This window comes from Mycobacterium sp. 5-140-3-2, assembly GCF_035666375.1.
Classification (GTDB): Bacteria; Actinomycetota; Actinomycetes; order Mycobacteriales; family Mycobacteriaceae; genus Mycobacterium; species Mycobacterium intracellulare.
Window position 1 is genome coordinate 75,805 of the sequence record NZ_CP142025.1, and the last position, 15,193, is coordinate 90,997.

At 64.3% G+C, this 15,193-nt stretch carries 13 protein-coding genes; 6 read left to right on the plus strand and 7 right to left on the minus strand.

The genetic code is table 11. The annotated features are described in order from the left end of the window. Nucleotides 1-260: 260 nt before the first annotated feature. Nucleotides 261-2,888, plus strand: a complete 2,628-nt coding sequence (gene dnaB, locus P6281_RS00390) for a replicative DNA helicase (RefSeq protein WP_014383600.1) — start codon at nucleotides 261-263, stop codon at nucleotides 2,886-2,888. A 30-nt stretch (nucleotides 2,889-2,918) separates the two neighbouring features. Here dnaB and P6281_RS00395 read toward each other — a convergent pair whose 3' ends face one another. Genes P6281_RS00395 through P6281_RS00405 form a run of 3 tightly spaced genes read right to left on the minus strand, consistent with a single transcriptional unit; the run spans nucleotide 2,919 to nucleotide 6,918 of the window. Continuing rightward, nucleotides 2,919-3,608, minus strand: coding sequence for a TetR/AcrR family transcriptional regulator (locus P6281_RS00395; protein ID WP_014381579.1), 690 nt, complete (start codon nucleotides 3,606-3,608; stop codon nucleotides 2,919-2,921). 5 nt (nucleotides 3,609-3,613) lie between these two features. Continuing rightward, a complete protein-coding gene (locus P6281_RS00400; RefSeq protein ID WP_324738566.1) occupies nucleotides 3,614-6,499 on the minus strand; it encodes an MMPL/RND family transporter in 2,886 nt (961 codons plus the stop codon). Then, nucleotides 6,496-6,918 carry an MmpS family transport accessory protein gene (locus P6281_RS00405; protein ID WP_014383602.1) on the minus strand — a complete coding sequence of 141 codons (423 nt, stop codon included), beginning with the start codon at nucleotides 6,916-6,918 and terminating at the stop codon, nucleotides 6,496-6,498. The genes P6281_RS00400 and P6281_RS00405 overlap by 4 nt, the downstream gene beginning before the upstream one ends. Before the next feature lie 450 nt (nucleotides 6,919-7,368). Between P6281_RS00405 and P6281_RS00410 the strand changes: the two genes are divergently transcribed. After that, nucleotides 7,369-7,572, plus strand: coding sequence for a cold-shock protein (locus P6281_RS00410; RefSeq protein ID WP_009952110.1), 204 nt, complete (start codon nucleotides 7,369-7,371; stop codon nucleotides 7,570-7,572). Nucleotides 7,573-7,926: 354 nt separating this feature from the next. Here P6281_RS00410 and P6281_RS00415 read toward each other — a convergent pair whose 3' ends face one another. Together P6281_RS00415 and P6281_RS00420 are read right to left on the minus strand one after the other, a co-directional pair. Continuing rightward, on the minus strand, nucleotides 7,927-8,556 hold the full coding sequence (locus P6281_RS00415) for a hypothetical protein (RefSeq protein ID WP_008262709.1): 630 nt from the start codon (nucleotides 8,554-8,556) through the stop codon (nucleotides 7,927-7,929). A gap of 84 nt (nucleotides 8,557-8,640) precedes the next feature. Next, complete coding sequence (locus tag P6281_RS00420) at nucleotides 8,641-9,555, minus strand: MBL fold metallo-hydrolase (protein WP_324738567.1); 915 nt, start codon at nucleotides 9,553-9,555, stop codon at nucleotides 8,641-8,643. Between the two features lie 292 nt (nucleotides 9,556-9,847). On the opposite strand from P6281_RS00420, the gene P6281_RS00425 reads away from it, so the two are divergent. After that, nucleotides 9,848-10,405 carry a nuclear transport factor 2 family protein gene (locus tag P6281_RS00425; RefSeq protein WP_324738568.1) on the plus strand — a complete coding sequence of 186 codons (558 nt, stop codon included), beginning with the start codon at nucleotides 9,848-9,850 and terminating at the stop codon, nucleotides 10,403-10,405. 82 nt (nucleotides 10,406-10,487) lie between these two features. On the opposite strand, the gene P6281_RS00430 is transcribed toward P6281_RS00425, so the two are convergent. Continuing rightward, nucleotides 10,488-11,258 (minus strand): SDR family NAD(P)-dependent oxidoreductase, encoded by a 771-nt coding sequence (locus P6281_RS00430; protein WP_014383605.1) that lies wholly within the window; start codon nucleotides 11,256-11,258, stop codon nucleotides 10,488-10,490. 149 nt (nucleotides 11,259-11,407) lie between these two features. Here P6281_RS00430 and P6281_RS00435 point away from each other — a divergent pair, with 149 nt between their 5' ends. From P6281_RS00435 to P6281_RS00445, 3 genes are read left to right on the plus strand one after another with little or no spacing between them, the layout of a single operon-like run. Then, nucleotides 11,408-12,151: an SDR family NAD(P)-dependent oxidoreductase gene (locus tag P6281_RS00435; protein WP_009952105.1), complete on the plus strand. Its 744-nt coding sequence runs from the start codon at nucleotides 11,408-11,410 to the stop codon at nucleotides 12,149-12,151. 51 nt (nucleotides 12,152-12,202) lie between these two features. Then, nucleotides 12,203-13,390: a cytochrome P450 gene (locus tag P6281_RS00440; protein ID WP_014383606.1), complete on the plus strand. Its 1,188-nt coding sequence runs from the start codon at nucleotides 12,203-12,205 to the stop codon at nucleotides 13,388-13,390. A 22-nt stretch (nucleotides 13,391-13,412) separates the two neighbouring features. Further along, nucleotides 13,413-14,276 (plus strand): SDR family NAD(P)-dependent oxidoreductase, encoded by an 864-nt coding sequence (locus P6281_RS00445; protein ID WP_014710769.1) that lies wholly within the window; start codon nucleotides 13,413-13,415, stop codon nucleotides 14,274-14,276. Between the two features lie 81 nt (nucleotides 14,277-14,357). On the opposite strand, the gene P6281_RS00450 is transcribed toward P6281_RS00445, so the two are convergent. Beyond that, nucleotides 14,358-14,987 carry a TetR/AcrR family transcriptional regulator gene (locus tag P6281_RS00450; protein ID WP_008262744.1) on the minus strand — a complete coding sequence of 210 codons (630 nt, stop codon included), beginning with the start codon at nucleotides 14,985-14,987 and terminating at the stop codon, nucleotides 14,358-14,360. Nucleotides 14,988-15,193: the final 206 nt, after the last annotated feature.

Here is a 15,193-nt window from a genome sequence, read left to right on the forward strand (position 1 = left end):
ATCTGCACCTATGTCCTGGCCCTTTGCTTTAATCCACAGGTTCTCCACACCCCGCTCAACACAGGTGTCGATGTATATGCACACACGATGCACAGCTTCATGAACAGCACCCCTTTTACCTAGTAGCCAGCAACGTCTAACGTCGTCCCGGCGCCGAGCGTGTGGGCGCTCTGAGGCGAAGGTGTCAGGACCTTGACCTACCCTCAATGTCGGTTATCGAATGTATGTTCGGATGAGTGGAGCGCGGGAGAAGGGAATCCATGGCGGTCGTCGATGATCTGACGTCGGGCATGGATGCGTCGTCGCCCAGCGAGGACTTCGGGCGTCAGCCACCGCAGGACATGGCGGCGGAGCAGGCCGTGCTCGGCGGCATGCTGCTGAGCAAGGACGCCATCGCCGACGTGCTCGAGCGGCTGCGGCCCGGCGACTTCTACCGCCCCGCGCACCAGAACGTCTACGACGCGATCCTGGACCTGTACGGGCGCGGTGAGCCGGCCGACGCCGTCACGGTCGCCGCGGAATTGGACCGTCGCAACCTGCTGCGCCGGATCGGCGGCGCGCCGTATCTGCACACGCTGATCTCGACGGTGCCCACCGCGGCCAACGCGGGCTACTACGCGACCATCGTCGCCGAGAAGGCGCTACTGCGGCGCCTGGTCGAGGCCGGAACCCGTGTGGTGCAGTACGGCTACGCGGGCGCCGAGGGTGCCGATGTGGCCGAGGTGGTCGACCGCGCGCAGGCCGAGATCTACGAGGTGGCCGACCGGCGGACGACGGAGGATTTCGTTCCGCTCGAGGATCTGCTGCAGCCGACGATGGACGAGATCGACGCCATCGCGTCGAACGGCGGCGTGGCGCGCGGGGTGCCGACGGGTTTCACCGAACTCGACGAGGTGACCAACGGTCTGCACGCCGGGCAGATGATCATTGTGGCGGCCAGGCCTGGAGTCGGGAAGGCCCTGGCGTTGGATACGCCGCTGCCCACGCCGACCGGGTGGACGACGATGGGCGATGTCGCGGTCGGCGATGAGCTGCTCGGCGCCGATGGGAAGCCGACGCGGGTGGTCGCCGCCACCGAGGTGCTGCTGGGACGGCCATGCTACGAAGTGGAATTCTCCGACGGGACGGTGATCGTCGCCGACGCCGCGCATCAGTGGCTGACCGAGACACGTGCGTCCCGGAAGTCCGCGCGGGCGGCCGCCGCGGGCTACAACCGGTACAAGAATCAGCGCACCTTCGCGGCGGTGCGAACGACGGCCGAGATCGCCGGAACCTTGCGTTGCCCCACTCTGGACCGGCGACTGAACCACAGCGTGGTCAATGCGCGCGCACTTGACCTGCCGGATCGCGAGTTCTTGGTGCCCCCTTACACTCTCGGCGCCTGGCTCGGGGATGGCACCAGTGCCGCAGCCCAGATCACCGCGGCCGATCCTGAGATCATCATGCGGATCGAAGCGGACGGCATTGTGGCGGTTCCGTCGGAATCCGCTCGGTATCGGTACCACTTGCGACTCCCGGCTAGCGCCGAACAGGCTCCGCGCCAGTGCGTGGTATGCGGCAAGTCGTTCATTCCACAACCTAGTCAGGTACGGACTTGTGGACGATCGTGCGGTGGCCGGGCACGGTTTGTCTCCGCCCCGGTGCCGGGCCCCACCTGCGTTCGCTGCGGGGGGCCATCCGCGGGGCTGCGGTTGTGCCAGAAATGTCACTCGACTGTGGGTACCTTGCAGGCGCGCCTGCGCACAATCGGCGTGCTCGGGAACAAACACATCCCGACCGAATACCTGCGGGGATCCGAGACGCAGCGGCGCGCGCTACTCGCCGGCTTGCTCGACACCGATGGAACGGTGACAGCGGGTGGTGCCGTGCAGTTTTCGGTCACCAACCAGCGGCTCGTGTGCGATGTCGCCGAGCTTATCGTCAGCCTCGGCTATCGCTGCCAAACCTCGACCAAGCGCGTCCGGGGGCGCAATGAAGCGTCCAGCATCGCTTACACCCTGACTTTTTCGACGGAAGACAAAGTGTTCGCGTTGGAGCGAAAGGCCCTAGCGCACAAAGAGCGCCGCGCTGTAGCCGGCACTACGCGTTCTGGATCACGCTTCATTGTGGACGTCCGCCCGGTCGATACGGTTGCCGTGCGTTGTGTCGAAGTGGACAACGACAGTCACCTGTATCTGGCGAGCAGGGCGATGGTCCCTACTCATAACTCCACCCTCGGCCTGGATTTCCTGCGGTCGTGTTCGATCAAACACCGCATGGCCAGCGTCATCTTCTCGCTGGAGATGAGCAAGTCCGAGATCGTCATGCGGTTGCTGTCGGCGGAGGCGAAAATCAAACTCGCCGACATGCGTTCGGGCCGGATGAGCGACGAAGACTGGACGCGGCTGGCGCGGCGGATGAGCGAAATCAGCGAGGCACCACTTTATATCGACGATTCGCCGAACCTGACGATGATGGAGATCCGCGCCAAGGCGCGCCGGTTGCGGCAGAAGGCCGACCTGCGCCTGGTGGTGGTCGACTACCTGCAGCTGATGTCGTCGGGCAAGAAGGTGGAGTCGCGACAGCTCGAGGTGTCCGAATTCTCCCGTCAGCTCAAGCTTTTGGCCAAGGAGCTCGAGGTTCCCGTGGTCGCAATCAGCCAGCTCAATCGCGGTCCCGAGCAGCGCACCGACAAGAAGCCGATGCTGTCTGACCTTCGTGAGTCGGGATCGCTGGAGCAGGATGCGGACATGGTGATTCTGTTGAACCGGCCGGACGCATTCGAAAGGGACGATCCGCGCGGGGGAGAGGCGGATTTCATTCTCGCCAAACACCGTAACGGCCCGACCAAGACGGTGACCGTTGCGCACCAGTTGCACCTCTCGCGCTTCGCCAACATGGCGCGGTGACGTCCGACGTCGTCGTTGGTCGAACAGGCGCTACTTTGCGCTCCCGCCACCATCCTTGGTGCTCGCCGCGCAGACGGCAGGCAGGATGAGCGTGTCGATGACTCTGCGGACGAACTTCGCGTCGACGGTTTGACCGCTGATGACCCGCATCAGCCCCATTCCCGTCAAGGTGTCGGCGATAAGGGTCCAGTCCCCGTCGGGTGCGACCTCGCCGCGGGCGGCGGCCTGTCGGAGGATGGCCGTCACCACGCGCCTGCCCTTGAGCAGCATCAACTCGTCGAGGGCCGATGCGAGCTGCTGATCGTGCATCGCCTCCATTGCCACTCGCAGCACCAGATCGCTGGAGATCAGGTCGTCATCGGCGCGCGCCACACGTTCAACCACCGCGTCGAAGTCACCGGCAAGGCTGCCGGTGTCCGGGGCATCGTCGTCGATGAGGTCGGGCCGCCAATACACAAGCGCATCGGTCATCAACGCGGCCTTCGACGCCCAGCGGCGGTATATCGCCGCTTTACCAACACCCGCTCGCGCGGCGATATCGTTCATATTGGTGTCGTTGTAACCGTTTTCGGCTAATGCGGCCAGCGCGGCGTCGAGGATCGCGGGATCGCGGGATCGATCGAGCCGGCCTTGGGTACGTTGGCGCAGTTTTGATTCCGTGTCTGACAAGCATTCCGCCGCGGCGACCAACCCCGCCGCCAGCTTGCCAGACTCGGTCACGGCTCTCACGCCCTCGCTGTCGCAAGGGGCGCAGTGTTGTCGTCGTCGACCGGAGTTGGCTCGGGTCCGCCACGGCCATGCCTGGTGATCTCAAAGGTGTTGAGCGGCCACCAGAACCAGCGGCCCAGCGCGGCGGCAATCGAGGGGGTCATGAACGCCCGCACGATCAACGTATCGACCACCAGGCCGATGCCGATGGTCATGCCGAGCTGACCGACCACGCGCAGGTCGGACACGATCATCGCCATCATGGTGAAGGCGAATACCAGGCCGGCCGCGGTGACGACGCGTCCGGTCGCCCCGATGCCACGGATGATGCCCGTGTTGAGCCCGGCGTGTAGCTCTTCCCTGAAGCGCGAGACCACGAGCAGATTGTAGTCCGAACCCACTGCCAGCAGGATCACCATCGACAACGGGATCACGATCCACTGCACGCCCAGCCCCAGGATGTCCTGCCAGAGCAGCACCGACAAACCACACGCGGTACCCAAGGATGCGGCGACGGTGCAGACGATCACCAGGGCGGCCACCACACTGCGCGTGATCAGCAGCATGATCGCAAAAATCAGGATCATCGCCGCGATGATCGCAATCATGAGGTCGGTGACGACGCCGTCCTGCATGTCGGCATACAGCGATGCCGTGCCGGCGAGTGAGACCTTGGCATTACTCAGCGGGGTGCCCTTGAGGGCATCTGCGACAACACCTTTGAGGCCCCGCACATGGTCGATACCCTCCACCGAGGCCGGGTCGCCCTGGTGGGTGATGATCATCCGGACTGCCTTGCCGTCGGGTGACATGAACATCTTCATGCCACGTTTGAAGTCGGGATTGTCGAACACGTCCGGTGGCAGATAGAACAAGTCGTCATTCTTGGCCTGGTCGAAGTACAGGCCGATCTCCGTCGCGCCTTTGGCCAGCTCCTGCTGCTGGGCCTGGGTGCCGGCCTGGGTGCTATGGGTCGCGATCATGAAGTCGCGCATCTTTGTCATCGAGGTGATGGTGTTCTGCAGCACCGGCAACATCTGCGGCAGCAAATGATCCAACCGATCCAAATCGGTGGTGAGGCCTTGTATTTGGTCGGCGAGGGCGTCGATTCCGTCCAGGGTGTCGAAGACTGACCGCAGTGAAAAGCAGATCGGGATGTCGTAGCAGTGCTTTTCCCAGTAGAAGTAGCTGCGAATGGGTCTGAAGAAATCCTCGAAATCGGCGAGGCTTTGCCGCAATTCGTTGGTGGTGTCCACCATCTCGTGCGTCCTGCCAACCATGCTGTGCGTGGTTTCGGTCATCTCCTTGGTGATGGTGTACATGCGTTGCATGTTGGCGATGGTCCGGCTCATCTCGTCGGCCTGTTCGAGCATCTGCGCCGAGTTGTCGTTGTTGAACTTCGCGGCCTGCAGGGTGCCGGCGTTTTGCGCACCAAGCAGGAAGGGGATCGAGCTGTGCTCGATCGGTGCGCCCAGCGGGCGGGTGATGGTCTGCACCCGATCGATGCCCCGCATGCGAAAGACATTCTTGGCGACCTTTTCGATCACGAGCATGTCCGCGGGGGTACGCAGATCGTGATCGGCCTCGAGCATCAACAGTTCGGGGTTCATGCGGGCCTGGGAGAAATGCCGGTCCGCGACGCCCATGGCCTGGTTGGCGGGCATATCGGCGGGGGTGAACTTCTGGTCGTTGTACTGCGGCACATACGTCATCAGGGCGACGAAACCCACGACGGCGATCACGCAGGTCACCAGGACGATCGGGATGGGCCAGCGAACCACGGAGGTGCCGACCTTGCGCCAACCCGGCGAGGAGACCACGTTGTGCTTGGGGTCGAGCAGACCGAACTTCGATGCCACCGTCAGGATCGCCGGCGCCAGCGTCAGGGCTGCGGCGATGATCACCCCAACTGCGATCGCGCAGGGCAGACCCATGGTCTGGAAGTAGGGCAGCGTGGTCATGGTGAGGCACAAGCAGGCACCGACGATGGTCAGCCCGGAACCCAGGATGACATGCGAGACACCGCTGTAGGCGACATAGAACGCCTCTTCGGAATCGAGGCCTTTCGATCTCTCCTCGTGATATCGCCCGAGTAGGAAGATTACGTAATCTGTCCCGGCGGCCAAGGCCAGCATGGTCACCATGCTCACCGCGTACGGCGTCAAGCCGATGATGTTCAGGTTGCCCGCCGTGGCCGTAATGCCCTGTGCGGCAAATAGTTCCAGGCCGATGATGACCATGGAAACCAGCATCGTCACGACGGAGCGGTAGACGATCAGAAGCATCACAATGATGACGCCGACCGACACCAGCTCCATGATCGCCATGCTTTGGTGCCCTGCCACGCTGGTGTCGGCATTGAGCACGGTATTACCGGCGACATGGGCCTTGATACCCGGAGGCGCTGGTACCGACGCAACGATGTCACGCACGGCTGCCACCGACTCGTGGCTGGGCGTCGTGCCCTGGGGGCCATTGAGGAAGATCTGCACGTAGGCGGATTTGCCGTCCACGCTCTGAGAGCCCGCCGCGGTCAGCGGATCACTCCAGAAGTCCTGGACGTTCTGCACGTGCTGATGATCGGCTTCCAGCTTGGCGACGATCTTGTCGTAGAACTTGTGCGCCGCGTCGCCGAGCTTGTCCTTGCCCTCCAGCACGACCATCGCTGTGGAGTCGGAATCGTACTGCTGAAACACCTTGCCGATGTGCAGCATCGCCCGATACGAATCCGAATTGGTGGGGCTGATAGGCACTGAACGCGTCGCCGCGACGTCATCGAGCGACGGGGTCAAGATGCCCAGGCCCACCGCGACGAGCACCCAGAACACGATGATCGGTACCGAGAAGATCCGGACCATCCGACCAACGAACGGGCGGTGCGGCTTCGTGTGCAAGTTGCTCATACGGATTTCACCAAGCAGTAGATGAACGGTTTGATGGCGTCGGTGCTCGTCCTGCTGTCACGCACCTGACCGTCGACGGTCACCTGACACCGAAGATCGTGGGTGCCCCGATCGCCCTGGGCCAGGATGTTGGCCGACATCGACGGCAGCGTCGTCACGATCGTGAAAGACCAGGGCAGCGGGGCGTTTTCGATGAGATGGGGTTGTCCGTTCTCATCGAGGTAGTTGAGATTCGCGGTCCCACCCGCCCCGGTGACCTCGTACCGGATGTGCTTCGGATTGAAGTTCGCGGTAATTCCGGATCCCTCCGCCAGATTCGGGCCGTGATGCCCGGTGGACTCCCGGATGCGGGTGATCGCGTACGCGCCTAGTGCCACGACCACCACCAGCAGCAGCGGGATCCAGAACCGTCTCAACACTCGAAACACCGCGTGCGTTCCCCCAGCTTTCGTTGCGTTCAGTCAGACGCCGGACAGCCCGGTTGACGCGAGAAGATGGCTGCCAACCGAAGCGAAACTCGGGTTCCGAGTCAGCGACGGTGGCTACGCTAACACCGTCGCGTCAACCACGCCAACCGACCCGGGGGGCGTTGACGGGGTGGCGAGCTGTGTGCGCAACGGAGCCGTGATCGCATGGCCTTCACGCCGTAGCCGGTCGATTGGCATCGCGTCGAGCGGCGCGTAAAGGAGTCGTCCACCGCCACGCAGGTTGGCAACCTACGGTGATGATCGACGCGTAAATCTCGTCCGGTGGGTGCCCCCGGCGCGGCGCCGCCGTAGAAGACGGATTCAGGGACTCCAATTGTGGGGTAGGCTGAAGGGTGAATGTGTTCTGCATTCGCGAAAGTAAACGAAAGAAGTACAAGAGATATGACGCAAGGAACCGTGAAATGGTTCAACGGCGAAAAGGGCTTCGGCTTCATCGCCCCCGATGACGGCAGTGCGGACGTCTTCGTCCACTACTCCGAGATCCAGGGCGGTGGCTACCGCTCACTGGAGGAGAATCAGCGGGTTCAGTTCGAGGTAGGACAGGGCGCCAAGGGCCCCCAGGCCACCGGAGTGACCGCGGTCTGATCTTTACGTAATCTGTGGGCCGGCAAGGGATTACCCTTGTCGGCCCACAGATCGTTTACGGCCGGTGCCGCGGGCCCCGCGGCTCGGTCGAGAAGCTGCGCGACGTATTTGCGGCCCATGCCGCGGTGGGGCGCGCCGACCAATTGCACCCCATAGGTGCCGGCCCCAATCCTGGCCTCAATCGCGAACAGCCGGGTCATATCATACTCGAAGTACTAATGTCCATCGAATTCTATTGGCAGAACGATGTTTTCGGCGACGCACTGGTTGAGCGGTGGAAGTTCGTCAAGGGTAGGACCATCCCTGATTCCGAAACCCGAGCAGCGGGATAGCGACGGAAGCTGTGCGACTGGTTCACTCTGGAGGCGGTGGTGCCTCGCCGCAATCGGTAAGCCTCGGCTGGGAAAACGTCACCGAGCCGACACCGCCGAGGGTCATCCCATTGTCCGCGAGCGTCATGGTGGTCGTGTACGGGCAGGTCTGAATTCCAGTCAGCCCGGTCAAGAACTCGACTTCGTAGGCGTACAGGAACGAACGCACGAGCTGGTCGGCATTCCACGGCACATCCAGCGCGAAGCCGAGGGATGACGCCGAACGTGCTCCGAGGACCCGTGGTCCCACCTCGCCGATCCCTGGTGTCAGGCGGAACGGGGTTCCGTCCTGCTTCGTGCCCGACACACTGCCGCTGCGGATGCGGTAACCGGTGGCGCCCGAAGGTACGAGCGGGCCTCTCGGGATCTTGGTGCTGAACAGAATCGAGTAGTTCGTACCTCCGGCGATGGCCGTTGTGCTGAAACTCGTCGAGGTGAATTCCTGGGGTAGCTGCACCGCGCAGTTGCCGACCATGCCGGATGGATCGCTGCACTCCGAAGGCTCGGCCAACGCGGCGGGTACGACGAGCGCGGCGCCCACGACGGGCACCGATAACGCGGCGCCCCGCATGAACACCCGGCGGGAGAAAGCGTCGTTGATGATGTCGGTCAATGCGAGCGCCTCCTTCGTGTGTCGGCCGACGCTACCGCGATAGCCTAGTCCGGCAGCGACAATGGCGCGACCACCCGGGAGCGGTCAGTAATCCCAGACGGTCGGTACGCACCGAAAGACGTTGCCGGCGACCACGACCCGGCACACTGACGGGAACGGCAAGTGGGTGGCCACCAGCGACTCGCCTGTCGAGGCCAACTCCCGCAGGAGACGCACCCGAACGCGGGCCGCCTCCTCGGGGTCGTGCTCGAATCCGTTGTGCCACTCGGGGTTTTCGAATCCGACCTGAAACACGGCGTCACCCGCGAATGTCAGCCGGTCGCCGCCCGAAGCCAGGCGGACCACACTGTGCCCGGGGGTGTGACCACCGGTGCGGGTGACGAACACGCCCGCCGCCACCTCGTAGTCCGTCTCGAACGTCCGGAGCCGGTCGCGGTACTCGTCCAGGAATCGCGAGGCGACCGAGCGAAGCACGTCCGGTATCGGCTCCGGCATGGTGGTGTGGGAGAAGTCGGGTGCCTCCCAGAAATCGGCTTCTGCGGCCGCCACGTGGATCCGCAGGTCCGGACGCAACCGGTCCTTCAGCCCTTCGGTGAGCAGCCCGCCCACGTGATCCATGTGCAGGTGGGTGAGCACCACGTCGGTCACGGATGCCAGATCGACACCCGCGGCCTCCAGTCGCTTCGCCGTTTGCCCCGCCCGCGGGAAGTCCGGGAACTCCAGCCCCAGCCCGGCGTCGACCAGGATGGTCCGGTCACCACTACGCACCACGACCACGTTCAGCGGCCAGTCGACCACCTCAGGCGGCAGGAAGTTATCGCCCAGCCAGCCTGCCAGCTCGGCGGGGGCGGCGTTGGTGGCCAACGTCGAGGTGGTTATCGGTAGCACCCCATCGCTGATCACCAGCACGTCAATCTCGCCGACCCGCACCGCGTAGCGCGACGGCACCAACTCGTCCGCCGGGGCCATCCGGGCGTCTGAGGCGTGCGCCAGGCTCATCTTCGTCTCCTCGATAGTTGAAGGGCGGACCCGAACGGGCCGGCGAGGAATGGTGGAAAATTCATGCCGGTCCGGGTCGCACGGCATGAGCTTCGCGTGTCCAGGCAGTCCTTCGCGCCCTTGAAAGTGCGTAGTCCGTGTCCCGGCGTGCGTAGTCGAACACGCGGCCTCTCGCAGGTTGATCACAACGAGGCCAGCCGTCCTGAACGAACACGCCCGCCTTGATGAGGTCGACCCCACGGTGTGCTATACAGATGTACAGCGAAGCCATTACTTCAGCGGAAGGACCGTCATGACCAACGGCGACGAGCTCAAGCAACTGCAGCAGCGGGTGCAGTACCTCGAGGATCGCACCGCCATCCTCGACTGCGTGATGAACCAGTCCCGTGGGCATGACCGCCACGACACGGAACTGATGGGCAGCGTCTATTTCGAGGACGGCGTGGACGAACACGGCCCGACCGTGAAACTCGGCCCCGAATACGGGGATTGGGCCAACAACGCGCACAGCATGGTCTTCGAGGACCACCTGCACAACATCACCACCCAGACCTGTGAGATCAATGGCGACGAAGCCCATGCGGAGAGCTATGTCATCGGGGCGATGCGGGCCAAGGGCGGCAAGATCGTGTCGCTGATGGGCGGCCGTTACCTCGATCGCCTCGAGCGCCGCGACGGGGTCTGGAAGATCGCGCTGCGCCGCTGCACCCTCGAGTGGATGATGAGCGGCGATTCCTCGGTGATGGCATCGGGCGCCGTCAAGGGCTTCATCAAGGGCAAGTGGGACCGCACCGATCCCTCCTACGCCCGTCCGCTGACGATCGAAGACGTCCCCGCCGAACGGTGGTGAACCTCAGCGACGAGGTAGATCGCCTCGGTTGGAATCCGATCTGTGGTTACAACCCCAGCAGACCTCGCGTCTCGCCTGTGTCTCAGACACCTGCGGGGCCGGGCCCGCCGTGCATGTACAGCGTCTGACCCGAGCAGTAACTGGACGCATCAGAGGCGAAAAACAGTACCCCGTAACCAATCTCATCCGGCTCGGCAACGCGACCCGAGGCGTTGGTCTGTCCGATCACGTTGACGTCGAAGCCCTGACGCTCTGCGTCGGCTTCTAGGCCGGGCGTGCGGATGGCGCCGCAGGCGATGCAGTTGACCCGCACGCCCTTGCGGGTCCAGGCCGCGGCCATCGAGCCGGTGAGGTTGTTCAGCCCGGCCTTCGCGGCGGCATACACCGGCGCCTGGGGCATGGCCAACAGGCCGGCGCCGGACGAGATGTTGACGATGGCGCCCTTGCCCGCGGCGATCATCGGCTTGGCGGCCGCGCGCGACAGATACCACGCACTGGACAGGTTCAGGTCCAGCACCCGATGCCACTCGTCGTCGGTCCACTTCATCAGGGATTTGGTCTCACCGCCACCGGCATTGTTCAAAAGCACATCCAGGTGGCCAAATTCGGCCAGCGTCGTATCGACGAGGGACTGGCACGCCGCGGCATCGGTCACGTCGGTCGGCACGGCCAGTGCCCGCCGTCCCAGTACCTCGATCTCGGCGGCCGTGGCCTTCAGCGGCTCCTCCCGCCGTCCGGCGAGCACGACGTCGGCGCCGTATTCGGCCAGGACCAGTGCCGAAGCCCGGCCGATCCCAGTGCCGCCGCCGGTGATGACGGCAACCCGCCCCTGCATCGAGAACCTGTCGTCCACAACACCACTTCCCATCGTCGCGACCGGCAACAGACGCAATACGACTGTACAACATCAGCGAAATGCGGCCGCCTTGTCTACGGCGTACGTATCGCTGTACATTCGTACAGCACCCACCCAATGTCGGTGCGGCAAGGAGCGTGTCTGAGATGAGCCGAGTGGCGGTGGTGACCGGCGGCGGATCGGGCTTGGGTCGGTCGATCTGCACGATGCTCGCTGCCGACGGGCACCGGGTGGCCGTCCTTGATCTGAACGAGGAGGCAGCCACCCAGGTCGTCGCCGAAATCCACGAGGCGGGAGGCAAAGCCGTCGCGGCCGGTGTCGACGTATCGGAGGAAGCGTCGGTTCACGCCGCGTTCGACACGGTGCGAGCACAGTTCGGCCCCGTCGAGATCCTGGTGACCAGCGCGGCCATCGGCGGGTTCACGCGGTTCGACCAGATCACCCTGGCAGAGTGGAATCGGTTCCTCGCGGTGAACCTGACCGGCACCTTCCTGAGCCTGCAGGCCGGCCTCGCGGACATGGTCCCCGCCGGATGGGGGCGCATCGTCACCATCTCGTCGGCGGCCGGCCAACAGGGCGCGCCACGTCAGGGCCATTACTCGGCCACCAAGGGCGGGGTGATCGCGTTGACGAAGACCGTCGCGCGGGACTACGCCGGAAAAGGCGTCACCGCCAACACCATTCCGCCATTCGCGATCGACACCCCGATGCTGCGCGAACAACAGCGGCTGGAAAAGCTGCCGCCGACCGAGTACCTGACGCGGGCGATTCCCGCCGGCCACCTGGGCTCGCCCGAGGACGTCGCCGGATTGTGCTCCTACCTGTGCACCGACGCCGCGGGCTACATCACCGGCCAGGTGATCGGCGTCAACGGCGGTGCCGTCATCTAGGCCGAATGCCAAACGAATCGCGCCGCTCGGCAATAACTTTGGAGGCAGCAGATGGACGACCTGTACTACGATCCCTGGGATGTCGAGATCGACCTCGACCCCTACCCGACGTATCGCCGGCTTCGCGACGAATCCCCGCTCTATTACAACGAGCGGCACAACTTCTGGGGCATCAGCCGCTACGCCGACGTCGACGCGGCGCTCAAGGACACCACTCGCCTGAGCTCGGCCAAGGGCGACATCCTCGAAGTCGTGCTCACAGATCCGATGATCCCGGCAGGCGTCTTCATCAATGAAGATCCCCCGGTGCACACCATCCACCGCGCCATCGTGTCGCGCGCATTCACACCGAAGAAGATGCGCGCCATCGAGGACAAGGTGCGCGCGTTCTGCACCGCCTGCCTCGATCCGCTGGTTGGCGGTGAACGCTTCGACTTCGTCCAGGACCTCGGGGCAGAACTCCCGATGAAAACGATCGGGATGCTCGCCGGCATCCCGGATTCCGAGCAGCCCGCGGTGCGCGCCCACGCCAACGCGGTGCTGCGCAACGAAGCCGGCAAGCCTATGCACGTCGACAAGGAGCACTACTTCACCGGCGAGATGTTCGGCGAATACGTCGAGTGGCGCGAGAAGCACCCGTCCGAGGACCTGATCACCGAGCTGCTGAACGTCGAATTCGACGACGAAACCGGAACTACGCGCAAGTTGACCAAGCAAGAGCTGGTCATCTTCCTCGCCGTCGTCGCCGGCGCCGGCGTCGAGACCACCGGTCGGCTGTTCGGGTGGATGGGCAAGGTCCTGGCCGAACACCCCGACCAACGCAAGGAACTCGCCGAAGACCACTCCCTGATCCCGACGGCGATCGAGGAACTGCTGCGCTTCGAGCCGCCCGGGCCGCACGTCGCGCGCTACGTCGCGACCGAGGATGTCGCGTTCCAGGAGCAGATGGTGCCGGCCGGCAGCGCGATACTGCTGATGCTCGCCTCGGCAAATCGCGACGAACGGCACTTCGAGGACCCCGACCGGTTCGACATCCGCCGTAAGCCTGGCGGACACCTCACCTTCGGTCGCGGCGCCCACTTCTGCGTCGGCTCACCACTGGCCCGCCTCGAGGGCCGCGTCGCGCTCGAGGAGGTGCTCAAGCGATTTCCCGAGTGGACCATCGACATGGACAACGCGCGTCGTTCGCGCACTTCGACCGTCCGGGGCTGGGACTCCATGCCCGCGATCGTCGGCTGACCCGACAGACAGGAGAACTCTCATGTCGTCCGCACCGTGCGTGGCCGTCGTGACCGGAGCCAGCCGCGGCGCCGGAGCCGGCATAGCCCACGCCCTCGGACAGCACGGCGCCACCGTGTACGTCACCGGCCGCAGCGAGAACGCCGGCGACGCCGCCCTGCCCGGCACGATCCACCGGACGGCCGAAATGGTCAGCGCCGCAGGGGGACAGGGCATCGCCGTGCGTGTCGATCACGGCGACGACGAACAGGTCAAGGCGCTGTTCACCCGGATCGAGCAGGAACAGGGCCGCATCGACATCCTGGTGAACAACGCCGCCCTCATCCGCGACGAAATGATGGGGCGCACCAAGTTCTGGGAAGAGCCGCTCAATGTCATCGACACCCTGGATGTCGGCGTGCGCAGCAGCTACGTCGCCACCGTCTATGCCGCACCCCTGATGCTCCCGCAGCGACGCGGCCTGGTGGCCTTCACCTCCTCGTCGGGCTCGGTGCACTATGCCTTCGGACCCGCCTACGGAGTGCCGAAAGCCGCCGTCGACAAGATGGCCGCCGACATGGCCGTCGACTTCAAAGACACTGGGATCACGGCGGTATCGATCTGGATGGGATCGCTGCTCACCGACCGCGTCCGCGCCATCATCGCCAGCAACCCCGAGAAATTCGGGCACATCCTCGACAGCGCCGAAACACCCGAGCTCACCGGACATGTGATCTGGGCGCTCTACAACGACCACCAATGCATCGAACTCAGCGGCCAGACGCTCATCGGCGCGGAACTGGCCGTCAAGTACGGCATCCACGATGAAGACGGCCGGCAACCACCCTCCTACCGCGACCTGTTTGACGTCCATCCGCACACCCAGTGCGCCCATGTGATGCGCTAGCCGAGCGGCACCGCGGTGTCGCTATGCAGTTGGCTGCGCCCTGATTCGATCCGGCTTCCCTGGAGAAGTCCGCCCTGAACGCTACGGTGAACGCCGTTGGGCGGTCTTACGTTTCGGCGCTGGGGCCGGTTCGATCGAGTCCAGGTACTTCTCGAAGGCGTTGGTGACTTCCTTGTGGGCGGTCTTGACGCCGATGCCCTCTTCGAGGTTGAGGAACTTGGGCAGCCCGGAGATCAGCAGTTGCAGGGCGGGTAGCGAGAAGTGTCCACCCGGGCGTGCGCTCTTGCCGAATTTGGCGACGAGCGCATCGACCTGACGTTTGCGGTTGGCCTGGGTCACCGCGGCGATCTCGGCCTGGATGGATTTGCGGTGGTTGCCCAGAGCCATGAATTCCGTCATCAACGCGCCCGATGCCTCGGTACGGCTGAACTCCCACAATGCGCGGAGTGGATCATCGGGGCGCGATTCGAGCACTTTGTCGAGGAGCCGTCGGCTGCGTTCGGAATAGCGGCGGATCGCCGAGAGAAAAATGTCGTCGAGTGTCGGGAAGTAGTACTGGACCAGGCTGGGCGTGACCCCGGCGGCCGAGGCCAGGGCGCGGTAGGTCACGCTCGCGTATCCCTCGTCGAGCATCATTTTCTCGACATGGTCGAGCAGGGTGTCCCGGGTCTTGGACGTCTCGGCGCCCACACGCCGCGCGGATGCTGCCATGTTCTCCTCGTTCAGCCGGTTCGTTGTATTGTGACACCGGTGGCACGCTGTACAGGCGTACAGTGCCGGGCGATTCTGCGATTGCGGCGCGGGGGTCTTGCGCCGAAGGGGGGCGCCGTCGCCCGGTCACGTCAACCCGATCTCCCGCTGCATGCGGTGGCCGGCAACATCTCTCGGCAACTGGCCCCGAAAATCTTCGCCAGACC